Source organism: Streptomyces sp. AK08-02 (assembly GCF_033795085.1).
Classification (GTDB): domain Bacteria; phylum Actinomycetota; class Actinomycetes; order Streptomycetales; family Streptomycetaceae; genus Streptomyces; species Streptomyces echiniscabiei.
Genome location: NZ_JARAZV010000002.1, coordinates 257474 through 282801 on the forward strand (window position 1 = coordinate 257474; position 25328 = coordinate 282801).

Sequence of the window (25328 nt, forward strand, 5' to 3'; positions counted from 1 at the left end):
CGGCTGGATCAGTAGGCCGCCCGCCCGCGACGCCAGGGACGGGCGGCCAGGCGCTCGACGAGCAGATAGTGGACGAGCAGCGACAGGAACCAGGTCACCCCGCCCCCGACCAGGAACAGCCCGAGGGGACTGAGCCCAGGCTGACCGCGCTCCAGCAGCCAGTACACGGGGAGGTGCAGCAGAAAGAGGCTGTACGACATCCGGCCGACCTCCGTGACCAGCTCCCCCGACAGCAGCCGCACCAGAAGGCCCCGGCCGCCGCAGAGCACCGCCGTCAGCACAGCGCCGCTCAGCACGACCGCGACCACGTAACGCGTCTCGTCCTGCCCTCCGCCGCGCAGGACCGCCGACACCACCAGAGCCACACTCGCGCCCAGTCCGCTCACCGCCAGCAGCACGGCGACCGGTCGGGACACCACACGACCACCGCGTTCGGCCAGGTGTACGAAGCAAGCGGCAACCGCACCGGCCGCCGGCGCCAGTGACCGCACCCCGGTGAGGACGCCGGCCCCGGGCAGCGCCCCGCTCACCGACGCGGCGGCCACCACCCCGGCGAGCAGAGCGGCGACCAGCGCCACCGGAGCGAGCCCGCGCCGGACCAGGAGAGCCAGCAACGCCAGCAGAAGCGACCACGCGGTCGCGAGACACACGACGAGGTCCCACCCCCGAAGCGGAGCGAGCGGCGAGTCCACCGTGGGGACGCCACCCAGGGACCGCCCGTGCAGCCACTGCGCCCAGCTCCCGTAACCCAGCGGTCCAGCCGCATCGAGGACCGCGCGCGCGGAACCCAGCGTCCAGCACACCACGAGGGTGAGGACGGCCACCACCAGCAGAGCGGGGACCAACCGCTTCACCCTGCGGACCAGGAATCCGGCGACCCCTGCCCGGCCGGAAGCCGTCGCCCCGCGCAGCAGGGGCAGGGTCACGAGGAAACCCGTCAGCACCAGCAGGACATCGACGCCCGCACCGGTCCAGGAGAAGTACGGCCCGGCCGCGCCGGTGTCATGCGCCAGCACGGCCAGCACGGCCGCTCCCCGCAGACCGTCCACGGCGGCAAACCGCCGCCCATTGGCTTCTCGCTCCGAACCCCGCGCCGACACAGGGCCCGGATCCGCCCCAGACAGGGCATCGGCGAGCGGCACAGGCAAGCGGACGACGTCCGCGGCTGCACCACCGCCCAGCGATCCCCCCGACGCGACCGGCCCGCCCCCGACGCCGAACTCCGGCCACGTGACAGCACCCGTGGCGAGCGACCCGTGAACCGGCAGGGCACCGCTCTCGTACCGCGACGACTCGGCGGGGTGGGGCGACTGGTGCCCGTAGAGCTCTTCGTTCATCGCGGCCAGGTCCGGAAGCAGGAGGTGATGGCGGCCTCGGCCGGACGGCCGAGGAAGGAGGTGTGGGAGCCGGCGGGGGCGCCGCCCGCGGGGTCGGCGTGGAAGTCGAGGTTCCACCAGTACAGGCCGGCCATGTCCCGGTCCCGGGCGACCCGGCAGGCCGCCTCGAACCAGCGCCGCTGCACCGTCGGGTTGAGCTTCCCCCCGCCCTTCCAGACCGCCGGGTGACGGTAGGCGCCGTCCTCCGCGATGATGCCGACCTCGCTCAGGACGACCCGGGGCAGTTTCCCGGTGCTCTTGCGGTCCAGCCAGCGCTGCCAGCCCCCGGCGATCTCCGCCACGGACGCGTCGTCGCCGAGCCCGGGGAGCGGGAAGTACGCGTCGACCCCCAGATGGTCGACGGGGACCGGGACATGCCGGGAGACGTAGTCGTCCCAGTTGGCGTCGTAGGACAGTTCACCGGAGAACGCCTTGCGCGCCGCGGCGATCAGCGGACGCCAGCGCGGGTCGTCCTCCAACGACGTCAGCTCCGCCCCGACGACGAAGGCACTCGCGTGATGGCGGGCGGCGAGCCCGAGATACGGCGCGAGGAACGCCCCGTACGACCGGAACCAGGCCGCCCTGTCGGCAGGCGCGAGCGAGCCGCGCCAGGCCAGCGGATCCCGGGCCACCAGGCTCCCCTCGTCGAGCAACGGACGCAGCGTGATGCGCAGCCCGGCCGCCGCCGCGGTGTCCATGAACATCCCCAGATGCCGTACGGACGGCGTCCCGGCCGAGGCGCCGACTCCGCTCGACGTGGGGCCGGCGGTCGCGAAGGGAAACGTCACCGAGACCGCGTTCATGTGCTGGCCGACCATGTAGTTCACGAGGCGCAGCGCGTTGCCGCGCACCGACCGGTCCGTTTCGCCCGGGTAGGTGTACCAGAGCACCTGCGCGCCGAGTTGGGGGTCCCCACGCCGCCAGGGCCGCGCGACCCGGGCCGGCGCCGGATCACCGGCAGCCGACGCCGACGCGGACTCCGCGCGCGGCACGCGGGTGTCGCCTCCGGCGGAGACACACCCGGCGGTCGACAGCAGGGTCACGAGAGACAGAACGGCCGGCAGGACGAGACCACGAGAGCCTCGAAGACGTGTACGCATCCCTCAGGCCGGCTTCGCTATCACGACGAACTGGTTCTCCACACCGCGCAGACACCGCAGCAGCCCCCGGAAGGAACCGACCGCCTCCCACAGCGCGAAGAACGGCATCAGGGCGACCACCGCGACCGGCTCCCACCACAGACGCCGACCATTGGCCGACACCGACGCGTTGATCTTGAGCCCCTCCCAGTACATCCACACCGCGTAACCCATGGTCACCGCCCACAGCGGCAGGATCCACGGCGTGACGGGCGAGGTGTTGAGATCGCCGAGCAACGCGCCGACGGCCAGGACCACACCCACGTGCTGGAAGGGCCCCATGACCCACGTCGTCACGCTGTACATCAGCAGCGCCCTGGAACGACGCGGCAGACTGCGGTTGAAGGCCAGACCCACCAGACCCCAGGACCAGCGCTCCCGCTGCTTGAGGAAGTCCCGCATGGTCGCCGGGGACGCGCCGTAACTGCGGCCGGAGAACCAGTCGCTGCGCCCCTTGTAACGGCTCGCGAAGACCAGAGCCAGATGAGCGTCCTCACAGATGGAGTCAGGCCCGAAGTCCCAGCCGATCGTCGCCTCCACGGACGCGCGGAGCAGCAGCAACTCGCCGTGCAGCCCGGCCAGCGGAGTACCACCGCCGGTGAGAACGGCGAAGCGGGCGATGTCGTCGGCGGGACGGATCGCGTCGGCCAGCCACGTCAGACGGTTGACGGCGTTCTCCCGCGGATACGTCAGCATGCCCTGCGCCAGGTGCTTGCCCTCCGGGCCGGCGCGGCGCTGGGCGTTGACGAACCGCGCGACCTGCTCGGCCGTGTCCGGACCCACGCCCGTGTCGTCGTCCATGTGCAGCACCCACACGTCGTCCAGCGCCTCACCCTCGGCGATGCGCAACTCATGGGCGTAGTGATTGGCGCGGGCCTTGAAACGGGTGCCATTGGCGGTGCGGTAGGCCTTCGGCACAGTCACCACGCGAATCAGGGGACTACGGGCGGCCAGCGCCTCGATGCGGCCCGCGGCCTCGCAGCCCTCCTCCGTCAGGACGTCCACGCGCAGCGCGGGGAACCAGCGCGGCAGGAACGCGCAGTACGACAGCACCGACCGCTCCAGAGCCGGATAAGTGTCGTCGCGGCCGATGGTCGGGACCAGTACGACGAGCCGGTCGTGCACCGCCGGCGCGGCCTCGGCCCAGCCGCGCTGACGGGCGACACGGCGCCGGGTCAGCACGGCACCGGCGACGCCGACGAGCGAACTGACGACGGGAAGCGACCACAGGACGGTCACCACCCAGCCCATCAGCGAGCTCTCGGACGAGTACAGCGCGAAGGAGAAGGCGAATGCGAGACCCGCGGTCACCAGGAACGACAGAAAGCCCGGCCGCCAGACCGCCTGGCGTCGCACCATCCGCGCGGCGCGGCGAGACGGGAAGGCGCCGAAGCCGTCAGCGGAAGCGGTCATGATCACCCACTTGTGTACGTAAAGACCTGACTCATCACCAAGAGCCGTAACGCCCTGGAAGTACTAAGCGGAACCATGCATGCCGATTGTAGATTTTGTGAAGATGATTCCCGTCACAGGACGGGACTCCCGAAGCCGGTCCGGCACCCGCAAGCCCGGTGGTCAGCGGCCCCCGACAACACCGGTACGCTCTTCACATGTCCGAACCGACCGGTGCCGCCCGCAGGCGCGGGCCCTTCAAGGTCGGGGACCAGGTTCAGCTGACCGACCCCAAGGGCCGCCACTACACGTTCACGCTCGAAGCCGGAAAGAACTTCCATACCCACAAGGGTTCTTTCCCGCACGACGAGCTGATCGGCGCACCCGAGGGCAGCGTTGTCCGTACCACCGGAAACGTCGCCTACCTCGCGCTGCGCCCCCTGCTCCCCGACTACGTCCTGTCCATGCCCCGCGGCGCCGCCGTGGTCTACCCCAAGGACGCGGGGCAGATCCTCGCCTTCGCCGACATCTTCCCCGGCGCACGCGTCGTCGAAGCGGGCGTCGGCTCCGGCTCACTCAGCACCTTCCTGCTGCGCGCCGTCGGCGACCAGGGCATGCTGCACTCCTACGAGCGCCGCGAGGACTTCGCCGAGATCGCCCAGCAGAACGTCGAGCGCTACTTCGGCGGCCCCCACCCCGCCTGGCAGCTCACCGTCGGCGACCTCCAGGACAACCTCAGCGACACCGAGGTCGACCGCGTCGTCCTCGACATGCTCGCCCCCTGGGAATGCCTGGAGGCCGTCTCCAAGGCACTCGTCCCCGGCGGCATCGTCTGCTGCTACGTGGCGACCACCACCCAGCTCGCCCGGACCGTCGAGTCCATCCGCGAGATCGGCTGCTTCAACGAGCCGAGCGCCTGGGAGTCGATGGTCCGCAACTGGCACATCGAGGGCCTCGCCGTCCGCCCCGACCACCGCATGATCGGCCACACCGGCTTCCTGCTCACCGCCCGCCGCCTCGCCGACGGCGTCGAGCCCCCCATGCGCCGCCGCCGCCCCTCCAAGGGCTCCTACGGCGAGGACTACTCCGGTCCCAACGCCGACGGCGGCAACGGCCGCTGACCGCGACAACGCACGAACACCGTGGCCGAGTTCCCGCAGCACACCGGGAACTCGGCCACAGCACTTTCCCGTTGACGCCACACCGGCGCCACCGCTGACACCGAACACCACCCGCCCCGCCGTTCCCCCGCACTGTGACGTGTGGCACTATGCGGGACACCCCACCGGCACAGCCCTCCACGGGAGACACTCCGAGTGCAGCAATCCGCCGTCCCGGAACTGGCACACACCCACACCCGCCCCATCCACTGGCTCGCGACGGCCACCGCCCTCGCCGGCGTCGTCGCCCTCTCCTCGGCCTTCCAGCCCGACTCCGCCACAGCGGCCCAGGCAGCCGGCCCCGCAGGACATTCCGCGGTGGGCGCGGCACCCCCCGACCCCACCGGAGTCGCCTTCCCCCTCCAGTGCGGCCCGCTGCCCGTCCTCGTACAGAACAAGGCCACCGGAGACCTCGACGGCGACGGCAGACCCGAAACGGTCGTCTCCGTGCGCTGCGACGCCGGCTCCGGCACCCCGCCCAACGGCGTGTACGTCCTCACTCAGGCCGCCGACGCGAAGCGGCCGCGCCTCGTCGCGACCCTCGTCGATCCCAAGAGCCGCCTCACCGTCACCGACCTCACCGTCAGGGACGGCGCCGTCACGGCCACGCTCCTCGGCTACTCGTCCCTCGACGTCCCGCGCTGCTGCCCCGACGTCGACGAGCGCGCCAAGTGGCAGTGGAAGAACGGCGCGTTCCTCCGCTCCACACCCGCCGGCGCACGGAGCGCGTGAACCCGCGGCACGTGAGAAACCAGACACCGGTGAGCGTACGAAATTCAGCCGGCAGTGGCGCGGAGTGGTTGGACGATTACTCCGCGTCCGGTCCGAAAACCTCGACCCTGTCCGAAACTCGACGTACGTGAATGCAGTCGCCCGGACACTCCTTCGCGGAGTCCACCACATCCGTCAGCAACAGCAGCGGAACCGGCGTCGTCGCCCCCGGGGCCTGCAGCAACTCGTCCCCGGGACTCTTCACATACGCAAGCCCGTCGATGTCCAGCTCAAAGACCTCAGGGGCGTACTGGACGCAGATCCCGTCGCCAGTGCACAGGTCCTGATCGATCCAGACCTCCAACGCCTCACCGTCCACGACGGCCTGTTCCTGCACGGTCATGTCTCCTGCCGTTTCTGTCCCGAGCAGGACAATCCGACGGCAAGTCGGCCCAGCTCTGACGGGTGTTGAACACTTCGACCCTACCTCCGGCCGCTTCCCAATCATGTTCTGTGGGTATTCCCCTGGCGTGAGGGAGAGCGCAAGGGTGAAGATCGGACACACCTCGACAGTCTTTGTGATCTAGGGGTTTCAATCGACACCCACCCAGGTAGGGTCTGGAAGCGTCCAGCTCCCCTTGGAGGAGGTGAGGACCGTGGCAGCCCACGACGACGACATGAACCGCGGCATCCGCCCGGGACGAGGGTCCGACGACCCGTCCGGGCAGGTTGCCTACCTTGAGCAGGAGATCGCCGTCCTGCGGCGCAAGCTCGCCGACTCTCCGCGACACACGAGGATTCTCGAAGAGCGGATCGTCGAGCTGCAGACCAACCTGGCCGGCGTGTCCGCACAGAACGAGCGGCTCGCCAACACACTCCGGGAGGCCCGCGACCAGATCGTGGCCCTCAAGGAGGAGGTCGACCGGCTCGCACAGCCCCCGGCCGGCTTCGGTGTCTTCCTGGAGGCCAACGAGGACGGCACGGCCGACATCTTCACCGGAGGCCGCAAACTCCGTGTGAACGTCAGCCCCAGCGTCGAGCTCGAGGAGCTCCGACGTGGCCAGGAAGTAATGCTCAACGAAGCTCTCAACGTGGTCGAGGCCATGGAGTACGAGAGCGTCGGCGACATCGTCACCCTCAAGGAGATCCTTGAGGACGGCGAGCGCGCGCTGGTACAGGGGCACACCGACGAGGAACGGGTGGTACGGCTCGCCGAACCCCTCCTGGACGTCGTCATCCGCCCCGGCGACGCTCTCCTGCTCGAACCCCGCTCCGGCTACGTCTACGAAGTCGTGCCCAAGAGCGAGGTCGAGGAACTCGTCCTCGAAGAAGTACCCGACATCGGCTACGAGCAGATCGGCGGCCTGGGCAACCAGATCGAGATGATCCGCGACGCGGTCGAACTCCCGTACCTTCACCCCGACCTCTTCAAGGAGCACGAACTCAGGCCGCCCAAGGGTGTCCTGCTCTACGGGCCCCCCGGATGCGGAAAGACGCTCATCGCCAAGGCCGTCGCCAACTCGCTGGCCAAAAAGGTCGCCGAGGTCACCGGCCAGGCCCAGGGCAAGAGCTTCTTCCTCAACATCAAGGGTCCCGAACTCCTCAACAAGTACGTCGGTGAGACCGAGCGGCAGATCCGCCTCGTCTTCCAGCGTGCAAGGGAGAAGGCCAGCGAGGGCACCCCCGTCATCGTCTTCTTCGACGAGATGGAATCCCTCTTCCGCACCCGCGGATCCGGCGTCAGCTCGGACGTGGAGAACACCATCGTCCCCCAGCTCCTCGCCGAGATCGACGGCGTGGAAGGCCTGCAGAACGTGGTCGTGATCGGCGCCTCCAACCGTGAGGACATGATCGACCCCGCCATCCTGCGCCCCGGCCGCCTCGACGTGAAGATCAAGATCGAACGTCCGGACGCCGAATCGGCCAAGGACATCTTCCAGAAGTACCTCACCGACCGTCTCCCGCTGCACCCCGAGGACGTGGGGGAGCACGGCGGCGACAAGGTGGCCACGGTCCAGAGCATGATCCAGACGGCCGTCGAACACATGTACACGGAATCCGAGGAGAACCGCTTCCTGGAGGTCACCTACGCCAACGGTGACAAGGAAGTCCTCTACTTCAAGGACTTCAACTCCGGCGCCATGATCGAGAACATCGTGGGCCGGGCCAAGAAGATGGCGATCAAGGACTTCCTCGACCACAAGCAGAAGGGCATCCGAGTCTCCCACCTCCTCCAGGCATGCGTGGACGAGTTCAAGGAGAACGAGGACCTTCCCAACACCACCAACCCCGACGACTGGGCCCGGATCTCCGGAAAGAAGGGCGAACGGATCGTGTACATCCGTACGCTCATCACCGGCAAGCAGGGCGCGGACACCGGACGCTCCATCGACACGGTGGCCAACACCGGTCAGTACCTGTAAAAAACGGGGTGGCTGCGGGTGCCCTCACCGGGTACCCGCAGCCAACTGTTTTTCAGGCCACAGCCGGAGCGAGGCAATGACGCAAATGATCTCCCCACCAGCGCAAAGGCGTTCTAGGCTCTTTCGTACCGCCGGGTCGCGCAGTGCGGGGACGGGCACCGCACACGCACCGGAGCACCACCGGTACTTGAGCGGCGTCCCCGACCGAGGACACCGCCGGGCAAGGAGGGCCGCATGACCGTACGGCGAGTAATGGGCATCGAGACGGAGTACGGGATCTCCGTCCCCGGCCACCCGAACGCCAATGCCATGCTCACCTCGTCCCAGATCGTCAACGCCTACGCGGCGGCGATGCACCGGGCCCGCAGGGCCCGCTGGGACTTCGAGGAGGAGAACCCGCTCCGCGACGCACGAGGCTTCGACCTCGCCCGCGAGGTCGCCGACTCCAGCCAGCTCACCGACGAGGACATCGGCCTGGCCAACGTCATCCTCACCAACGGCGCGCGGCTCTACGTCGACCACGCACACCCCGAATACAGCGCCCCCGAAGTCACCAACCCCCGCGACGCCGTCCTCTGGGACAAGGCCGGCGAGCGCATCATGGCCGAGGCGGCCGAACGCGCCGCCCAGCTCCCCGGCGCCCAGCCGATCCACCTCTACAAGAACAACACCGACAACAAGGGCGCCTCCTACGGCACGCACGAGAACTACCTGATGAAGCGGGAGACCCCCTTCTCGGACATCGTGCGCCACCTCACGCCCTTCTTCGTCTCCCGCCAGGTCGTCACCGGCGCGGGCCGCGTCGGCATCGGCCAGGACGGCCACGAACACGGCTTCCAGCTCAGCCAGCGAGCGGACTACTTCGAGGTCGAGGTGGGCCTGGAGACCACGCTCAAGCGCCCGATCATCAACACCCGGGACGAGCCGCACGCGGACGCGGAGAAATACCGCCGCCTCCACGTGATCATCGGCGACGCGAACCTGTCGGAGATCTCGACGTACCTGAAACTGGGTACGACGGCCCTGGTCCTCTCCATGATCGAGGACGGCTTCATCGCCGTCGACCTGGCCGTCGACCAGCCCGTACGCACCCTCCACCAGGTCTCCCACGACCCGACACTCAAGCGACTGGTCACGCTCCGCAGCGGACGCAAGCTGACCGCCGTACAGCTCCAGATGGAGTACTTCGAGCTCTCGCGCAAGTACGTCGAGGAGCGGTTCGGGGCCGACGCCGACGACCAGACGAAGGACGTCCTGGCCCGCTGGGAAGACACCCTGAACCGTCTGGAGAACAACCCCATGAGCCTCGCCGGTGAGCTCGACTGGGTCGCCAAGCGAGAACTCATGGAGGGCTACCGGCGCCGGGACGACCTCGACTGGGACGCCGCCCGGCTGCACCTGGTCGACCTCCAGTACGCCGACGTACGGGCCGAGAAGGGCCTCTACAACCGCCTCGTGGCCCGTGGGCGCATCAAGCGCCTGCTGGACGAGAACGAGGTCGAGAGGGCCCGCACGAAGCCCCCGGAGGACACGCGCGCCTACTTCCGCGGACGCTGCCTGGAGCAGTACGCGGACGACGTCGCCGCGGCCTCCTGGGACTCGGTGATCTTCGATCTGCCGGGCCGGGACTCGCTCCAGCGGGTCCCAACCCTGGAGCCGCTTCGCGGAACGCGTAATCACGTGAAAGAGCTCCTGGACCGCTGCCGCACGGCAGAAGACCTGGTCAGAGTCCTGTCGGGCCACTGAGCGGGCCTTCGGGCCGGTGCGGTCCGGCGGGGTGGAAAGTGTGGCGTCCGGGAATCATCGAGGTGGTTCCCGGACGTTGTAGCAACAGCGGGGCCAATGTCGGACCCTGCTTGTAGGGTCTGATCAAGAACGTCGAACCGAGCGGGGTGAGGGTTATGGCGACCAAGGACACCGGCGGCGGACAGCAGAAGGCGACGCGCAGCACCGAGGAGGTCGAGGAGGCACCTGAGGCACAGGTATCCGAAGACCTCAAGGAGCGCCAGGAGAAGCTGAGCGACGACGTGGACTCCGTCCTGGACGAGATCGATGACGTACTCGAGGAGAACGCCGAGGATTTCGTTCGCTCATTCGTGCAAAAAGGTGGGCAGTAAAGGATATTTGGTCAACCTGCCTTCGAAATGAAGGTGTCGGGGGATGGGTGACGAAACGCCGGGCAAGCGGTGCGCGGGCTGCCGAAGGGGCTTGCCTGTTTCCGCTTTCGCGCGGGACAAGAATCGACGCGATGGTCTTCAGACGCGGTGCCGGGAGTGCGTGGCGGAGTACAGCGCCGAGCACTACCGGCGCCGTCGAGAGGCCGTGGGGAAACCCGTGCGGGACAGGGTTGACGTCCCGCCTGGACACAAGGTCTGCCGAACGTGCGGCGAGATCAAGCCTCACAGTGAGTGGCACCGCAATGCGACTGCCTCGGACGGTTTGTCCACGCGCTGCAAGGCGTGCCGGGCGATGCGGGGGCGAGAAGACCATCTAATGCGCCAGTACGGCCTCACTGAAGCTGAGCGTGACGAGTTGATCGTCTCGCAAGGCGGCGTCTGCTGCATATGTTTGTCTGCTCCGCCCGCACATGTGGATCACTGCCACCAGACGGGTAGGGTCCGAGGCGTACTGTGCTTCAGCTGCAACGCAGCGCTGGGGCAGTTCAAGGATCGGCCCGACGTCATAAGGCGGGCTGCGACATACGTGGAAGGAAACGCGTGGAAGCCAACACTCGTAGCACCGGGCGTCTACCGGCTGCCTTCCTGACGCCCGGGTCGTCGTCCTTCATGGACTTTCTGTCGGACCATCAGCCGGAGATGCTCCCGGGCAGGCGGCAACTGCCGCCCACCCAGGGCGCGATCGAGGCCCCGCACGGTACGACCATCGTCGCCGTCACCTTCCCGGGTGGTGTCGTCCTGGCCGGTGACCGGCGGGCGACCATGGGGAACGTCATCGCGCAGCGGGACATCGAGAAGGTGTTCCCGGCGGACGAGTACTCGGCTGTCGGGATCGCCGGCACCGCGGGTCTCGCCGTCGAGATGGTGAAGCTGTTCCAGCTGGAGCTGGAGCACTTCGAGAAGGTGGAGGGTGCGCAGCTCTCGCTGGAGGGCAAGGCGAACCGGCTGTCCACCATGATTCGTTCGAACCTCGGTATGGCCATGCAGGGTCTCGCGGTGGTGCCGTTGTTCGCCGGGTTCGATGTGGACCAGGACAAGGGGCGCATCTTCTCGTACGACGTGACGGGTGGGCGTTCGGAGGAGCACGGTTATGCCGCGACGGGGTCGGGGTCGATCTTCGCTCGTGGTGCGATGAAGAAGCTGTATCACCGTGATCTGAGTGAGTCGGAGGCTACGACGCTGGTGATTCAGGCGTTGTACGACGCGGCGGACGACGATTCGGCGACCGGTGGTCCCGATGTCGCGCGGCGGATCTATCCGATTGTCGCCGTGATCACCGAGGACGGTTTCCGCAGGCTGACGGATGAGGAGGGCGCCGAGATCGCCCGTTCGATTCTGGAGCGGCGGCTGGAGCAGCCCGACGGCCCGCGTGCCGCGCTGCTGTAGTACTTCGCGCTGTTCAGGTGGTCCAGTGACTTCGACAGAAAGGGACGGTTGATCCGGTGTCTACGCCGTTCTATGTCTCACCCCAGCAGGCGATGGCCGACCGGGCGGAGTACGCCCGGAAGGGCATCGCGCGTGGTCGCAGCCTGGTTGTGCTGCAGTATGCCGATGGCATCGTGTTCGTCGGCGAGAACCCGTCCCGTGCGCTGCACAAGTTCAGCGAGATCTATGACCGGATCGGCTTCGCGGCTGCCGGTAAGTACAACGAGTACGAGAACCTGCGGATCGGTGGTGTGCGGTATGCCGATATGCGTGGGTACACGTACGACCGTGCCGATGTGACGGCCCGTGGTCTGGCGAACGTGTACGCGCAGACGCTGGGCACGATCTTCTCTTCGGCGGCGGAGAAGCCGTACGAGGTGGAGCTGGTCGTCGCGGAGGTCGGTGAGACCGCTGACGGTGATCAGATCTACCGGCTTCCTCATGACGGGTCGATCGTCGATGAGCACGGTTCGGTGGCGGTCGGTGGTAACGCCGAGCAGATCAGTACGTATCTGGATCAGCGTCACCAGGACGGGATGTCCTTGGCCGAGGCGCTGAAGCTGGCGGTTCAGGCCCTGTCGCGCGATACGAACGGTACCGAGCGGGAGATTCCGGCGGAGCGGCTGGAGGTGGCGGTGCTGGATCGTACGCGTCCTCAGAAGCGGAAGTTCAAGCGGATCGTCGGTCGTCAGCTCGGGCGGCTGCTGGAGGCCGATGGGGCGTCCACGGAGGCGGAGAGCGCCGACGAGGAGGAGTAGTCCCGCGGTCTGGTTCTGTTCTTGTTCGCACCCCGGTTGCCTTTGGCGGCCGGGGTGTGGTCGTTGGGGGCCTACCGGGTCAGGGGTGCCTGAGGGGCGGGGCTGTGGAGCCTCGTACGACGAGTTGGACGGGGATGTCGCCCTGGGTGGGGGTGCGGCCGTCGAGGACGGCGAGGAGGGCTTGCATGCCGCGTTCGCCGAAGAGTTCGGCGTCGAGTCGGACCGTGGTGAGTTCGGGGTCGATGGCGGTGGCGAGGGCGAGGTCGTCGAGGCCGGTGACGGAGAGGTCGTCGGGGATGCGCAGGCCGAGGCGGCGGATGGCCTTGTAGGCGCCGGTGGCGAGTTTGTCGTCGTCGCAGACGAGGGCGGTGGGGTGCGGCCCGGGGCCGGTGAGGGCGGCCGTGGTGGCCTGTTGGGCGCCTTCGATGGTGATGGGGGCGTGGATGGTGCGCAGGCCGGTGCCGGGGACGGTGGCGAGGCGTGTGGCGAGTTCCTCGGCGCGCACGGTGAAGGTCCAGGAGGGGATGTCGGCGGCGAGGTGCAGGAAGTGGCGGTGGCCGAGGGCCAGGAGGTGGTCGGCGACCTGGCGGACGCCGTCGGCGATGTCGAGGTTGACGGTGGCGGCGCCGAGGCTGCCGTGGGGGTCGCTGTCGAGCATGACGAGGGGGAGCTGGTCGCCGCGGATGGCGGTGAGGGCGTCGGCGGCCATGGAGGAGGCGATGACGCCGTCGAGGGCGGCCTGGGCGGAGTGGAAGGGGTCTCTGGCCGGGCCGATGCCTTCGGGGGAGGGGTAGAGGACGACTCCGAAGCCGTGTTCGGCGGCGATGCGGGCGGCTCCGGTGTAGACGCCGGCGAAGAACTCGGTGGTGAGGACGGGGACGACGAGGAGGACGGTGCGGGTGTGGCCGAGGCGTAGGTTGCGGGCGGCGAGGTTGGGGCGGTAGCCGAGGTCGCGGGCGGCGGTGCGTACGCGTTCGGCGGTGGTCTCGGAGACGCGGCCCCGCCATTTGTCGCCGAGGACGAGGGAGACGGCCGCCTGGGAGACGCCGGCGGCCCGGGCGACGTCGCGGCTGGTGGGTCGGGTGCTGCCTCGTGCCACCGGGGGCCTGCTCCTTCGTGTGGACGTGCGGACTGGGCACATGGTACGTATGACGGGCGACGTTATACGTACAACTTCCGGCGTCGCGGGTGACGGGAAGGGCTGGTCATGGCGGCGGGATACCTGGAGATCCTCAGGGCGCGGCATGCGGTGCGGCTGCTCGTGGGCACCCTGGTGGGGCGGCTGCCGAACGCCACGGCGGCGATCGCGATCGTGCTGTTCGTGCGGGCCGAGGGCGGCACCTACAGCCTCGCGGGCGGGCTCGCGGCGGCGTACGGCGTGGCGAACGCGGTGGGGCAGCCGCTGCTGGGCCGGCTGGTCGACCTGTACGGGCAGCCGCGGATCCAGTTGTCGGCCGCGCTCGTGTCGGCCTTCGGTATGGGGGCGTTCGCGTTCGCGGGCACCGATCCGCTGCCGCTCGCGTATGTCACCGTGGTGGTCGCCGGGCTTTTCACGCCTCCGTTGGAGGGTGGTCTGCGGGCGCTGTGGCCCTCTGTCCTCCGTAAGGAGGACCAGGTGCACACGGCGTACGCGATGGACGCGGTGGCGCAGGAAGTCATGTTCACCTTGGGGCCGTTGCTGGTGACACTGTGCGCGTCGCTGTGGTCGGCGCAGGCCGCGTTGCTGGTGCTGAACGTGATCGGGGTCCTGGGGGCCCTGTCCGTGGTGCTGTCACCGCCTTCGCGGGAGTGGCGTTCGGCGCCGCGTGAGGCGCACTGGCTGGGCGCGCTGCGGTCGCCCGGGCTGCTGGTGATGCTGGGGGCGTTCCTCTTCGTGGGGATCGCGCTGGGGTCGATCACGGTCGCGTCGGTGTCGTACGCGGACGACCACGGCGGGGACACGGTGTACGGCTGGCTGATGGCGGCCGTCGGGCTGGGCGCGCTGCTGGGCGGGACGGTGTACGGGGCGCGGCAGTGGAGTGGGCCGGCGGAGCGGCGACTGACGGTGCTGGTGGGGCTGCTGGCGGTGTGTTACCTGCCGTTGACGCTGATGCCGGGTGCGGTCGCGATGACGTCGCTGATGGTGCTCGCGGGGGTGTTCCTGGCGCCGGCTCTCGCGTGTGTGTTCGTGCTGGTGGACCGGCACGCTCCGCGGGGCACGGTCACCGAGGCTTTCTCCTGGCTTGTGACGACGTTCACCGTGGGCGCGTCGTTGGGAACGGGCCTTGCGGGGCCGGTCGTCGAGTGGGGCGGAACGCTGTGGGGGTTCGTCGTGCCGGGGGGCGCGGGGGCCGTGTCGTTGCTGGTTCTGCTGGTCACCGGGCGGGTGCTGGCGGCTCCCGTGGAGGGCTCGGTTGTTGCGGTCTCATCGGAAAATGATCCGAACCGTGCTGCCGGATCCCGTTTCAGCTCGGGTGATCGGGCGTAATGTTCAGTCATGGACCGCCGCATTTTCGGGCTGGAGAACGAGTACGGCGTCACGTGTACGTTCAGGGGACAGCGGCGTCTGTCTCCCGACGAGGTGGCTCGGTACCTCTTCCGCCGTGTCGTGTCATGGGGCCGTAGCAGCAATGTCTTTCTGCGAAACGGCGCACGCCTCTATCTTGACGTGGGATCACATCCGGAATACGCGACACCGGAATGTGACAACCTGACGGAACTCGTCACCCACGACAAGGCCGGCGAGCGCATTCTCGAAGGACTCCTGGTGGACGCCGAACGACGCCTGCACGAGGAAGGAATCGCGGGCGACGTCTACCTCTTCAAGAACAACACGGACTCGGCGGGCAACTCGTACGGTTGCCACGAGAACTATCTGGTGGCGCGGCACGGGGAGTTCTCCCGGCTCGCGGACATCCTCATTCCGTTCCTCGTCACCCGCCAGCTTCTGTGCGGTGCGGGCAAGGTGCTGCAGACGCCGCGCGGTGCCGTGTACTGCGTGAGTCAGCGGGCGGAGCACATCTGGGAGGGCGTTTCCTCGGCGACGACCAGGTCCCGGCCGATCATCAACACGCGTGACGAACCGCACGCGGACGCCGAGCGTTATCGCCGGCTGCATGTCATCGTCGGTGACTCGAACATGTCCGAGACGACGATGCTGCTGAAGGTCGGTGCCACCGACCTGGTGCTGCGCATGATCGAGGCGGGCACGGTGATGCGGGACCTGACTCTGGAGAACCCGATCCGGGCGATCCGCGAGGTCAGCCACGACATCACGGGCCGTCGCAAGGTGCGGCTGGCCAGCGGCCGGGAGGCCTCGGCGCTGGATGTGCAGCGCGAGTACTACGAGAAGGCCGTGGACTTCGTCGACCGGCGGGGTATCCGTACGGGCACGGTCGCGCAGGTGCTGGAGCTGTGGGGCCGGGTGCTCGACTCGATCGAGGCCGAGGATCTGGACCGGATCGGCACCGAGATCGACTGGGTGATGAAGTACCAGCTCATCGAGCGGTACCGGGCCAAGCACAACATGACGATGTCGCATCCGCGCGTCGCTCAGATAGACCTCGCCTATCACGACATTCACCGCAGGCGGGGTCTTTACTACCTGCTGGAGAGGAAGAACCAGGCCGCCCGGATCTGCAACGACCTGAAGATCTTCGAGGGCAAGTCGGTTCCGCCGCAGACCACTCGGGCACGGCTGCGCGGTGACTTCATCCGGCGGGCGCAGGAACAGCGCCGTGATTTCACGGTCGACTGGGTGCATCTGAAGCTCAACGACCAGGCGCAGCGCACGGTGTTGTGCAAGGACCCGTTCCGCAGTGTCGACGAGCGGGTGGAGAAGCTGATCGCCGGTATGTGAGTCGCCGGAATGTGAGATTTGCGGCCGGATGTCATTCCGGAACGCAACGCGGGCGCCGTACGTTCTCCGTACGGCGCCCTTCGCACGCCGTAGAGTTGCGCGCACCCCAGCAATACAAGATCGACACCGATACGAGGCTTTCACCGTGCGCCGACGCTCAGTTCTCCTTGCCGTACCTGCCGGACTTGTCACGCTCGCCGGATGCGGTGACGACAAGTCCGACGAGAGCAAGGCCAGTGACAGCAGTCCGTCCCCTTCGGCGTCGGGTTCGTCGACGGCCCCGGCGCCGAAGATCGTGGACGGTCCGCTGCCGGCGATCACCGCGGGGGCGAAGTTCGACGAGAAGCCGACCGTGGCCAAGGGTGCTGGTGAGCCGTCGAAGGATCTCGCGGTGAAGACGCTCATCGCCGGCAGCGGCAAGACGGTCGTGGAGAACGACTACGTGGTGGCGAACTACCTGGGCCAGATCTGGGATTCGGGGAAGGTCTTCGACAACTCGTACGACCGGGGAACCGCGCTCGTCATCCAGCTCGCCCAGGGCGGCATCATCGACGGCTGGCGGTACGCGTTGACGGGCCGGAAGGCCGGCAGCCGTGTCGAGATGGCCATCCCGCCGACCTGGGGTTACGGCACCAAGGGCAATTCGCAGGCGGGTATCAAGGGGACCGACACGCTGGTGTTCGTCGTGGATGTCAAGGACACGTTCAACGCGAAGAGCTCGGCGAAGGGCAAGGTCGTGGCCCAGGACGACGCGGCGCTGCCCAAGGTCGGTACGAACACCGACGGCGCGGCTCCTTCGATCGAGGTCCCGAAGTCGGCCGCGCCGACGAAGCTGGTGGCGAACTACGTCATCGAGGGTGACGGCGAGGTGGTCAAGGAGACCGAGTCGGTCCTCGTGCAGTACAAGGGCGTGCTGTGGGACACGGGCAAGGAGTTCGACTCGTCGTACAAGAACGGGCAGCTGGTGTCGTTCGGGCTGTCGCAGGTCGTCAAGGGCTGGGCGCAGGGGCTTGCCGGGAAGAAGGTCGGCAGCCGCGTGATGATCTCCATTCCGCCGGCCCTGGGCTACGGCGACAACCCGCCGCAGGGCAGCGGTATCTCGAAGGACTCCGTACTGGTGTTCTCCGTGGACATCCTCGCGAAGATGTGACCCCTTCGGGGAGGTCGGCCCGGCGCGGGCGGCACCGCGCCGGGGATGAAAGACTGTGCGTGTTGCCTTTGTTCATTCACCAGCAGGAGCCAGAGACGTGAGCATCGAGAAGCCCGAGATCGACTTCCCCGAGGGCGAGCCGCCGGCGGACCTTCAGATCAAGGACATCTGGGAGGGCGACGGCGCCGAAGCGGTGGCGGGTCAGAACGTCACCGTCCACTACGTGGGAGTTTCCTTCAGCACGGGCGAGGAGTTCGACGCCAGCTGGAACCGGGGCAGCGCGTTCAAGTTCCCGCTCGGCGGGGGCCGGGTCATCAAGGGCTGGGATCTCGGTGTGCAGGGCATGAAGGTCGGTGGGCGGCGTGAGCTGACCATCCCGGCCCACCTCGCCTACGGCAACCAGAGCCCCACGCCGGCGATCAAGCCGGGCGAGACGCTGATCTTCGTGGTGGACCTGATCGCGGTCTGACCGTCCGATCCGATCGTCGTACGACAGTCGAATGAGATCGGGATCAGGTCGGATCGTCGTACGAGGTCCGACCGAAACCGATCATCCAGGGTCCATGCCTGTCCGGGCATGGACCCTCGGCTTTTGCCGCGCCACTTCGGAGCGGTACGGTCATCCGTCGTAAGCACCATAGGGAAGACGAAGGGCGTCGATGGCCATTGCCAAGGCCGAGCGGCTGATGAACCTGGCGCTGTGTCTGCTCGGGACGCGCCGGCCGCTGAGCAAGCGCGAGCTGCGTGACTCCATCGAGGCCTATCTCGAAGCGGGCAGCGACGACTCCTTCAACCGGATGTTCGAACGGGACAAGGACGATCTGCGCGAACTCGGGCTGGTCATCGAGACGGTGGAGAACCTCGACGGTGAGGTCGGCTACCGCGCCGGCCGTGACAGCAACCGGCTGCCGCCCATCACCCTCGACGCCGAGGAGGCCGCCGCCCTGGGCCTGGCCGCGAAGGTCTGGCAGCAGGCCCGCCTCGCCGGTGCGGCCAGTGGCGCCCTGCAGAAGCTGCGGGCGGCCGGTCTGCCCGAGGACGTCGACCCCTACGAGAGCCATGGCGCCCTGGAACCCCGTATTCCGGTGCACGAGGCCGCCTTCGAGCCGCTGATGCTGGCCTGCCGGGACCGCCGCCCCGTCGTCTTCGACTACCGCAAGGCCACCGCCGCCCGCCCGGAGCCCCGTCAGGTGGAGCCGTGGGCGCTGGAGTGCTGGCGCGGTCACTGGTATCTGGCGGGCTGGGACCGTGACCGGGGTGCCGAACGGGTGTTCAGGCTGTCGCGGATCACGGGCAAGGTCCGCAGCCGGAGCGCGAAGTTCACCGCCGACGTGCCCGATGTCGTCACGGTCCGCGAGACCGTCGCCAGCTGGGCGGGGGAGAGCGCCGACCGTTCCGCGCTGATCAGGCTGCGGACGGGCGCCGGCTACCCCCTTCGGGCGAAAGCGTCCCGCGTGCGGGAACTCGGCGACGGCTGGGACGAGTTGGAGATTCCGTACGGGCACGGGCTGGACGCATGGCTGGTGGAGTTCGGGCCCGACGTGGTGGTCCTGGAGCCGGCCGAGCTGCGTGCCGAAGTGGTGGACCGGCTGCGCGCCGTGGCCAAGGGCTGAGGGGGAGCACAAGCGAGTGGCAGGCAAACCGGCCAGGCCAGTGAACGCCATCGACCAGACACGGCGCATGCTGTCGCTGGTGACGTATCTGCGCGAGAGGCCCGGCGCGCGCGTCGGTGACGTGGCCCGCGCGTTCGGGATCACCGAGGACGAGCTGGTCTCGGACCTGGACGTGCTGCCCATGTGCGGCACCAGCTTCCGCGGTGGCGACCTGCTCGACATCGACACCGACGGCGAACGGATCTGGTGGCACAACCCCGCGGCCCTCGGGGAGGAGGCCGCCGAACCGCTCAGGCTGGCCGCCGACGAGGCGACCGCGCTGCTGGTCGCCGCCCGCGCGGTGTCCACCCTGCCCGGGCTGCGCGAGGGCGACCGGCAGGCACTCCTGCGGGCCACCGCCAAGGTGGAGACGGCGGCCGGCGAGGCCGCCGGGGCCAGCACCCGGCTGTCGGTGACCTTCGAGTCCGAGGGCGGCGTCTTCGCGGACGTCGACCGGGCGATCTCCGAGCGCCGCCGCCTGCGGATCCGCTACTACTCGCCCGCGCGCGACGAGGTCACCGAACGGGAGATCGACCCGATCCGCCTGGTCAGCGTCGGCCACACCTATGTCGAGGCCTGGTGCAGGCGTTCCGAGGCGCGCCGCACCTTCCGTCTCGACAGGGTCGCCGAGATCGAGATCCTGGACGAGCCGGCCGCCCCGCCCGAGATAGAGCTGCGGGACCTGTCGGAGGGGCTCGTGCAACCCGCCGCCGAGGACCCGGAGGTGGTCGTCGAGGTCGGGCCCGGCGGGCGCTGGGTCGCCGAGTACTACCCGCACGACAGCGCCGATGAGCTTCCCGACGGCGGGCTGCGTATCACTCTGCGCACCCCCGATCCGACGTCACTGCGGCGCCTGGCACTGCGGCTAGGCCGCGACGGACGCATCGTCTCGCCGCAGGATCTCGCGGACAGTGCCCGGGAGGCCGCCCAGGAGGCGCTGGCGGCGTACGACGCCGCGCCGGCGGCTCCCGGGACGGCGACGCCGGTATCCGGGGCGCACGGAGTTCAGGACGGGCTGTACGACAGACGGGAGCAGGAGCGTTGAGCGAGTCTGCGATGTCAGGTGTGCGGGACATGACCGTGGCTTCAGCCTTCGCCGGAATGAAGAGAGTGGCCCCCGTCGTGTTCCGCGCCGCCTGTCCGGACTGCCGCGGCAACTTCGAGCTCACCGCGGGCTCGCTGCGCCTGGCCATCGGCGCCACCAGCCGCACCACCTTCTACTCCTTCACCTGCCCCGACTGCGACGTGACCGTGCGCAAACCGGCCGGCGAGCGGGTCGTGGAGCTGCTCACCGGGGGTGGGGTCAGGACACTGCGGCTGGCCGGGCCGGCCTGAGGCCCCGGGGCCCGCGGCCAGGACGCGGTGAGGGACTAGGCTCGGGCCATGTTCTGGCCGATGTTCGCGATCGCTGTGGGGTTCCTGGGTCTCGCCGTTCTCGGGGTGCTCGCCGTCCGGGTCTTTCTGGAGGCGCAACGCCTGGGAAGGCAGGTCACGGACTCCGCACGGCGCATAAACCGGGCCGCCGAGGACCTGGAACGGGCCGCGGTGCACACGGCGCGCTCTGTGGACGCGCTGTGAGTGCCTGGCGGCTCTCCTGTGAGTCCGGGGGTTGATGTGTTTTGGGCGACTTCGCCCTGTCACCCTGTCGGTGACGCCAGGTACGCTGCTGACCGCGGCCGGAAAACGAGGCCCGGACCGCATACCGGGAGTACGCACAGGGATTGCCTCAGGTTTACCCCCGAGAGTTACGATCGCTGTGAACACGACGGTCGGACACCTGTCCGAACGATCGGACAGCACCCCCACCCAGCCGCCTCGGTGAGAAGGTAAAGAAATGTTCGGAAGGCTCGGAGCTCCCGAGATCATTCTCATCCTCGTCGTCATCATCCTGCTGTTCGGCGCGAAGAAGCTTCCGGACATGGCGCGCTCGCTCGGCAAGTCCGCGCGCATCCTGAAGAGCGAGGCCAAGGCGATGAAGTCGGAGGGCCAGGAGACGGCCCCCGCCGGCCCGCCGCACACCGACGAGCAGCCCCCGGTGCAGCGCACCATCCAGGCCGCCCCTGGGGACGTGACGAGCTCGCGCCCGGTCACCGAGCCCACGGACACGACCAAGCGCTGACGCTGACGCAGGGCCGGATGCCTCCGGCCTGCCGCACGAGATGAGGACGTGGGTTGCTCAAGTCTGCCCGCAACAAGGAGAAGGAGAGGGATCCCGAGGGGCGGATGCCTCTCGTGGAGCACCTTCGCGAGCTCCGCAACCGGGTCGCGAAGGCCATGCTGGCGATCGTGATCGTCACGGTTGTGGCCGCCTTCTTCTACAACGACATCATCAACTTCTTCACGAAGCCGGTGCTCGACTCGGTCGGCTGCCCGTCCTCCTTCTCGGAGCTGGCGAAGCAGCAGACCCAGAGCGACAATCCCTGCGCGAAGATCACGATCAACGGTCTCCTCGCGCCCTTCACGCTCGCGCTGAAGGTGTCGCTGATGGCCGGTGTCGTGCTCGCCTCGCCGGTCTGGCTCTACCAGCTCTGGGCTTTCGTCGCCCCCGGCCTGCACAAGGGCGAGAAGAAGTACGCGTACGCGTTCGTCGCATCCGGCGTTCCGCTGTTCCTCGGCGGTGCCTACTTCGCCTACAAGGTGCTCCCCACCACGGCGAAGGTGCTCATCGAGTTCACGCCGTTCGGCGTCGACAACCTGCTGCCGCTGGACGACCTGCTCGACCTCGTCACGCGCATGGTGCTGGTCTTCGGCCTCTCCTTCGAACTGCCGCTGCTGCTGATCATGCTCAACCTCACCGGGATCCTCTCCGGCAAGAAGATGGCCGGCTGGTGGCGCGGCATGATCATGGGCATCACGGTGTTCGCGGCGCTCGCGACACCCAGCACGGACCCGCTGACCATGCTGGCGCTCGCCGGACCGATCTGGCTCCTGTACTTCGGCGCGGTGGCCTTCTCGCTGACGAACGACCGGCGCAAACGCCGGCGCGACGAGGCGGGCCCCGGTGACGACGAGGCCTCCGACCTGGACCTCACCCCCGAGGACATCGGCGAGATCGAGACCGTCTCCGCCAGCCGTGCCCTGCCCGAACAGACGGGCACGGAACGGGTCAACGGCTATGACGACGTGACCTGACGCACCCTCTCACCATCCGGACGCGAAGGCGGCCGGGGCGCCCACCCGGGCGCCCCGGCCGCTTCCGTATTGCCTGAGCTGCGCGGATTGTGGGTTTCCCAGGCATCGATCCGGATAATGATCGTCCTGTTGTCAGTGGGGGCCGGTAGTCTCGAAAGCACGATGACAGAGGACCTCTCACCGGCCGAGCGGTATGCGGCAGCACGCAAGCGCGCTGTCGAGCAGGCCACCGCGCTCGCGTCCTTCCGCGAGATGTACGAATTCGGCCTCGACCCCTTCCAGATCGAGGCCTGCCAGGCGCTCGAAGCGGGAAAGGGCGTGCTGGTGGCCGCCCCCACCGGTTCGGGCAAGACGATCGTCGGCGAGTTCGCCGTCCATCTCGCCCTTCTGCAGGGCAAGAAGTGCTTCTACACGACCCCCATCAAGGCCCTGTCGAACCAGAAGTACTCCGACCTGTGCCGCCGTTACGGCGCGGACAAGGTCGGCCTGCTCACGGGCGACAACAGCGTCAACTCCGATGCCCCGGTGGTCGTTATGACCACCGAGGTCCTGCGGAACATGCTGTACGCGGGCTCGCAGACCCTCCTGGGCCTCGGCTACGTGGTCATGGACGAGGTGCACTACCTCTCCGACCGCTTCCGCGGCGCCGTGTGGGAGGAAGTGATCATCCACCTCCCCGAGTCGGTCACCCTTGTCTCGCTGTCGGCGACCGTGTCCAACGCCGAGGAGTTCGGCGACTGGCTCGACACCGTGCGTGGCGACACCCAGGTGATCGTCTCCGAGCACCGGCCCGTGCCCCTCTTCCAGCACGTGCTCGCCGGCCGCCGGATGTACGACCTCTTCGAGGAGGGCGAGGGCAGCAGGAAGGCCGTCAACCCCGACCTCACGAGGCTCGCGCGGATGGAGGCCCAGCGGCCCTCCTTCCAGGACCGCAAACGCGGGCGTGCCATGCGCGAGGCCGATCGTGAGCGCGAGCGCAGATCCCGCTCGCGCGTATGGACGCCGGGACGCCCCGAAGTCATCGAACGGCTCGATTCCGAGGGCCTGTTGCCCGCCATCACGTTCATCTTCAGCCGCGCGGCCTGCGAGGCCGCCGTACAGCAGTGCCTGTACGCGGGGCTGCGGCTGAACGACGACGAGGCGCGGGAACGGGTGCGCGCCCTCGTCGAGGAGCGCACCGCGTCCATCCCCGACGAGGACCTCCACGTCCTCGGGTACTACGAGTGGCTGGAAGGTCTGGAGCGCGGCATCGCCGCCCACCACGCGGGCATGCTGCCCACGTTCAAGGAGGTCGTCGAGGAGTTGTTCGTACGCGGCCTCGTGAAGGCCGTGTTCGCCACCGAGACCCTCGCGCTCGGCATCAACATGCCCGCCCGCTCGGTCGTGCTGGAGAAGCTCGTCAAGTGGAACGGTGAACAGCACGCCGACATCACCCCCGGCGAGTACACCCAGTTGACCGGCCGCGCCGGCCGTCGCGGCATCGACGTCGAGGGTCACGCCGTCGTGCTGTGGCAGCGCGGTATGAGCCCCGACCACCTGGCGGGACTGGCCGGCACGCGCACGTACCCGCTGCGCTCCAGCTTCAAGCCGTCGTACAACATGGCGGTCAACCTCGTGGACCAGTTCGGGCGGCACCGCTCGCGCGAGCTGCTGGAGACCTCGTTCGCGCAGTTCCAGGCCGACAAGTCGGTCGTGGGGATCTCCCGGCAGGTGCAGCGCAACGAGGAGGGGCTGGACGGCTACAAGGAGTCCATGACCTGCCATCTGGGCGACTTCGAGGAGTACGCGGCACTGCGCCGCGAACTCAAGGACCGGGAGACCGACCTGGCCCGTCAGGGCGCCGCCCAGCGCCGTGCCGAGGCCGCCGTCGCACTGGAGAAGCTCAAGCCCGGTGACATCATCCATGTGCCCACCGGCAAGTACGCGGGCCTCGCACTCGTCCTGGACCCCGGACTGCCCGCCGGCCGGTCCAACGGCCACCGCGGTTTCGAGCAGCACGACGGGCCGCGCCCGCTGGTGCTGACGGCCGAACGGCAGGTGAAGCGGCTGGCGTCCATGGACTTCCCCGTACCTGTCGAGCCGTTGGAGCGGATGAGGGTCCCCAAGACCTTCAACCCGCGCTCCCCGCAGTCCCGCCGTGACCTCGCCTCCGCGCTGCGCAGCAAGGCCGGGCACATCCCGCCCGAGCGGGCCCGCAGGCAGCGGGCGCAGGCGGCCGACGACCGTGAGATCGCCCGGCTGCGCACCGCGATCCGCGCGCACGCCTGCCACGGCTGCAACGACCGCGAGGACCACGCCCGTTGGGCCGAGCGTTACCACCGGCTGCTGCGTGACACCTCGCAGCTGGAACGGCGTATCGAGGGCCGCACGAACACCATCGCCCGGACGTTCGACCGTATCGTCGCCCTGCTCACCGAGCTGGACTATCTGCGGTCCGACGAGGTGACCGAGCACGGCAAGCGGCTCGCCCGGCTCTACGGCGAACTGGACCTGCTGGCCAGCGAATGCCTGCGCGCGGGCGTCTGGGAGGGACTCTCACCCGCCGAACTCGCCGCCTGCGTCTCGGCGTTGGTCTACGAGTCGCGGGTCGCCGACGACGCCATGGCACCGAAGGTGCCGTCCGGCAGGGCCAAGGCCGCGCTCGGTGAGATGGTCCGTATCTGGGGCCGGCTCGACGCGCTGGAGGAGGAGTTCCGGATCACCCAGAGCGAGGGCGTCGGCCAGCGCGAGCCCGACCTCGGCTTCGCCTGGGCGGCCTACGAGTGGGCCTCCGGCAAGGGCCTCGACGAGGTCCTGCGCGAGGCGGAGATGCCGGCCGGTGACTTCGTCCGGTGGTGCAAGCAGGTCATCGACGTCCTCGGCCAGATCTCGGCCGCGGCGCCGGTCTCCGGCAGCGAGGGGTCGACGGTCGCGAAGAACGCGCGCAAGGCCGTGGAGGGGCTGCTGCGGGGCGTTGTGGCGTACTCGTCGGTGGGGTAGCCTCCGGCGGCTTGGC

24 protein-coding genes are annotated in these 25328 nt (G+C 68.6%); 19 read left to right on the top strand and 5 right to left on the bottom strand.

The window, feature by feature from the left end; genetic code table 11:
* Window positions 1–8 precede the first annotated feature (8 nt).
* The 3 genes from PV734_RS04965 to PV734_RS04975 all read right to left on the bottom strand — a co-directional run bounded on the left by PV734_RS04965 (window position 9) and on the right by PV734_RS04975 (window position 3928).
* A complete protein-coding gene (locus tag PV734_RS04965) occupies window positions 9–1049 on the bottom strand; it encodes an acyltransferase family protein (RefSeq protein WP_319288839.1) in 1041 nt (346 codons plus the stop codon).
* 284 nt (window positions 1050–1333) lie between these two features.
* Window positions 1334–2419 (bottom strand): glycoside hydrolase family 113, encoded by a 1086-nt coding sequence (locus tag PV734_RS04970; protein ID WP_319288840.1) that lies wholly within the window; start codon window positions 2417–2419, stop codon window positions 1334–1336.
* A 60-nt stretch (window positions 2420–2479) separates the two neighbouring features.
* Entirely contained in the window at window positions 2480–3928 is a 1449-nt protein-coding gene (locus PV734_RS04975) for a glycosyltransferase family 2 protein (protein ID WP_319288841.1), read from the bottom strand.
* Between the two features lie 197 nt (window positions 3929–4125).
* On the opposite strand from PV734_RS04975, the gene PV734_RS04980 reads away from it, so the two are divergent.
* Together PV734_RS04980 and PV734_RS04985 are read left to right on the top strand one after the other, a co-directional pair.
* Window positions 4126–5028: a tRNA (adenine-N1)-methyltransferase gene (locus tag PV734_RS04980; RefSeq protein ID WP_319094121.1), complete on the top strand. Its 903-nt coding sequence runs from the start codon at window positions 4126–4128 to the stop codon at window positions 5026–5028.
* Between the two features lie 195 nt (window positions 5029–5223).
* Window positions 5224–5799, top strand: a complete 576-nt coding sequence (locus tag PV734_RS04985; RefSeq protein ID WP_319094120.1) for a hypothetical protein — start codon at window positions 5224–5226, stop codon at window positions 5797–5799.
* A gap of 76 nt (window positions 5800–5875) precedes the next feature.
* On the opposite strand, the gene PV734_RS04990 is transcribed toward PV734_RS04985, so the two are convergent.
* Complete coding sequence (locus PV734_RS04990) at window positions 5876–6181, bottom strand: ferredoxin (protein ID WP_319094119.1); 306 nt, start codon at window positions 6179–6181, stop codon at window positions 5876–5878.
* A 253-nt stretch (window positions 6182–6434) separates the two neighbouring features.
* On the opposite strand from PV734_RS04990, the gene arc reads away from it, so the two are divergent.
* The 6 genes from arc (at window position 6435) to prcA (ending at window position 12561) form a co-directional block, all read left to right on the top strand.
* Complete coding sequence (gene arc, locus PV734_RS04995) at window positions 6435–8201, top strand: proteasome ATPase (RefSeq protein ID WP_006376864.1); 1767 nt, start codon at window positions 6435–6437, stop codon at window positions 8199–8201.
* 234 nt (window positions 8202–8435) lie between these two features.
* The gene (gene dop / locus PV734_RS05000) at window positions 8436–9947 is read left to right on the top strand and encodes a depupylase/deamidase Dop (RefSeq protein ID WP_415924152.1); all 1512 of its coding nucleotides are present in this window, start codon (window positions 8436–8438) and stop codon (window positions 9945–9947) included.
* 155 nt (window positions 9948–10102) lie between these two features.
* Window positions 10103–10318 carry a ubiquitin-like protein Pup gene (locus PV734_RS05005; protein ID WP_161064777.1) on the top strand — a complete coding sequence of 72 codons (216 nt, stop codon included), beginning with the start codon at window positions 10103–10105 and terminating at the stop codon, window positions 10316–10318.
* Window positions 10319–10361: 43 nt separating this feature from the next.
* Window positions 10362–10967: an endonuclease VII domain-containing protein gene (locus tag PV734_RS05010; RefSeq protein WP_319288842.1), complete on the top strand. Its 606-nt coding sequence runs from the start codon at window positions 10362–10364 to the stop codon at window positions 10965–10967.
* Window positions 10919–11764 carry a proteasome subunit beta gene (prcB, locus tag PV734_RS05015; protein ID WP_319094117.1) on the top strand — a complete coding sequence of 282 codons (846 nt, stop codon included), beginning with the start codon at window positions 10919–10921 and terminating at the stop codon, window positions 11762–11764. Before PV734_RS05010 ends, prcB begins: the two co-directional genes overlap by 49 nt.
* A gap of 56 nt (window positions 11765–11820) precedes the next feature.
* A complete protein-coding gene (gene prcA, locus PV734_RS05020; RefSeq protein WP_319094116.1) occupies window positions 11821–12561 on the top strand; it encodes a proteasome subunit alpha in 741 nt (246 codons plus the stop codon).
* A gap of 79 nt (window positions 12562–12640) precedes the next feature.
* Here the strand turns inward: prcA and PV734_RS05025 are convergent, their stop codons facing one another.
* Entirely contained in the window at window positions 12641–13660 is a 1020-nt protein-coding gene (locus PV734_RS05025) for a LacI family DNA-binding transcriptional regulator (protein WP_319094115.1), read from the bottom strand.
* Between the two features lie 108 nt (window positions 13661–13768).
* Here PV734_RS05025 and PV734_RS05030 point away from each other — a divergent pair, with 108 nt between their 5' ends.
* The 11 genes from PV734_RS05030 (at window position 13769) to PV734_RS05080 (ending at window position 25312) form a co-directional block, all read left to right on the top strand.
* Window positions 13769–15028 carry an MFS transporter gene (locus PV734_RS05030; RefSeq protein WP_319094114.1) on the top strand — a complete coding sequence of 420 codons (1260 nt, stop codon included), beginning with the start codon at window positions 13769–13771 and terminating at the stop codon, window positions 15026–15028.
* Window positions 15029–15037: 9 nt separating this feature from the next.
* A complete protein-coding gene (gene pafA, locus PV734_RS05035; RefSeq protein ID WP_319094113.1) occupies window positions 15038–16399 on the top strand; it encodes a Pup--protein ligase in 1362 nt (453 codons plus the stop codon).
* A 145-nt stretch (window positions 16400–16544) separates the two neighbouring features.
* Complete coding sequence (locus PV734_RS05040; protein WP_319094112.1) at window positions 16545–17549, top strand: FKBP-type peptidyl-prolyl cis-trans isomerase; 1005 nt, start codon at window positions 16545–16547, stop codon at window positions 17547–17549.
* A 97-nt stretch (window positions 17550–17646) separates the two neighbouring features.
* Window positions 17647–18018: an FKBP-type peptidyl-prolyl cis-trans isomerase gene (locus tag PV734_RS05045; protein ID WP_319094111.1), complete on the top strand. Its 372-nt coding sequence runs from the start codon at window positions 17647–17649 to the stop codon at window positions 18016–18018.
* Between the two features lie 190 nt (window positions 18019–18208).
* Window positions 18209–19162 (top strand): helix-turn-helix transcriptional regulator, encoded by a 954-nt coding sequence (locus PV734_RS05050; RefSeq protein WP_319094110.1) that lies wholly within the window; start codon window positions 18209–18211, stop codon window positions 19160–19162.
* A 16-nt stretch (window positions 19163–19178) separates the two neighbouring features.
* Window positions 19179–20246, top strand: coding sequence for a WYL domain-containing protein (locus PV734_RS05055; RefSeq protein ID WP_319094109.1), 1068 nt, complete (start codon window positions 19179–19181; stop codon window positions 20244–20246).
* Window positions 20243–20536 (top strand): hypothetical protein, encoded by a 294-nt coding sequence (locus PV734_RS05060; protein WP_319094108.1) that lies wholly within the window; start codon window positions 20243–20245, stop codon window positions 20534–20536. Before PV734_RS05055 ends, PV734_RS05060 begins: the two co-directional genes overlap by 4 nt.
* A gap of 48 nt (window positions 20537–20584) precedes the next feature.
* Window positions 20585–20779 (top strand): hypothetical protein, encoded by a 195-nt coding sequence (locus PV734_RS05065; protein WP_006379812.1) that lies wholly within the window; start codon window positions 20585–20587, stop codon window positions 20777–20779.
* Between the two features lie 256 nt (window positions 20780–21035).
* Window positions 21036–21320, top strand: a complete 285-nt coding sequence (tatA, locus tag PV734_RS05070; RefSeq protein WP_006379816.1) for a Sec-independent protein translocase subunit TatA — start codon at window positions 21036–21038, stop codon at window positions 21318–21320.
* Between the two features lie 53 nt (window positions 21321–21373).
* Window positions 21374–22333: a twin-arginine translocase subunit TatC gene (gene tatC / locus PV734_RS05075; protein WP_319094107.1), complete on the top strand. Its 960-nt coding sequence runs from the start codon at window positions 21374–21376 to the stop codon at window positions 22331–22333.
* A gap of 117 nt (window positions 22334–22450) precedes the next feature.
* Window positions 22451–25312, top strand: coding sequence for a DEAD/DEAH box helicase (locus tag PV734_RS05080; protein WP_319094106.1), 2862 nt, complete (start codon window positions 22451–22453; stop codon window positions 25310–25312).
* The last annotated feature ends 16 nt before the right edge of the window (window positions 25313–25328 follow it).

Excerpts from the sequence above, each read along its gene's own strand:
- PV734_RS04975 (WP_319288841.1), bottom strand. The coding sequence starts at position 3,928 with ATGACCGCTTCCGCTGACGGCTTCGGCGCCTTCCCGTCTCGCCGCGCC.
- PV734_RS04980 (WP_319094121.1), top strand. The coding sequence starts at position 4,126 with ATGTCCGAACCGACCGGTGCCGCCCGCAGGCGCGGGCCCTTCAAGGTC.
- PV734_RS04990 (WP_319094119.1), bottom strand. The coding sequence starts at position 6,181 with ATGACCGTGCAGGAACAGGCCGTCGTGGACGGTGAGGCGTTGGAGGTC.
- dop (WP_415924152.1), top strand. The coding sequence starts at position 8,436 with ATGACCGTACGGCGAGTAATGGGCATCGAGACGGAGTACGGGATCTCC.
- PV734_RS05005 (WP_161064777.1), top strand. The coding sequence starts at position 10,103 with ATGGCGACCAAGGACACCGGCGGCGGACAGCAGAAGGCGACGCGCAGC.
- PV734_RS05010 (WP_319288842.1), top strand. The coding sequence starts at position 10,362 with ATGGGTGACGAAACGCCGGGCAAGCGGTGCGCGGGCTGCCGAAGGGGC.
- PV734_RS05030 (WP_319094114.1), top strand. The coding sequence starts at position 13,769 with ATGGCGGCGGGATACCTGGAGATCCTCAGGGCGCGGCATGCGGTGCGG.
- pafA (WP_319094113.1), top strand. The coding sequence starts at position 15,038 with ATGGACCGCCGCATTTTCGGGCTGGAGAACGAGTACGGCGTCACGTGT.
- PV734_RS05050 (WP_319094110.1), top strand. The coding sequence starts at position 18,209 with ATGGCCATTGCCAAGGCCGAGCGGCTGATGAACCTGGCGCTGTGTCTG.
- PV734_RS05065 (WP_006379812.1), top strand. The coding sequence starts at position 20,585 with ATGTTCTGGCCGATGTTCGCGATCGCTGTGGGGTTCCTGGGTCTCGCC.
- tatA (WP_006379816.1), top strand. The coding sequence starts at position 21,036 with ATGTTCGGAAGGCTCGGAGCTCCCGAGATCATTCTCATCCTCGTCGTC.
- PV734_RS05080 (WP_319094106.1), top strand. The coding sequence starts at position 22,451 with ATGATCGTCCTGTTGTCAGTGGGGGCCGGTAGTCTCGAAAGCACGATG.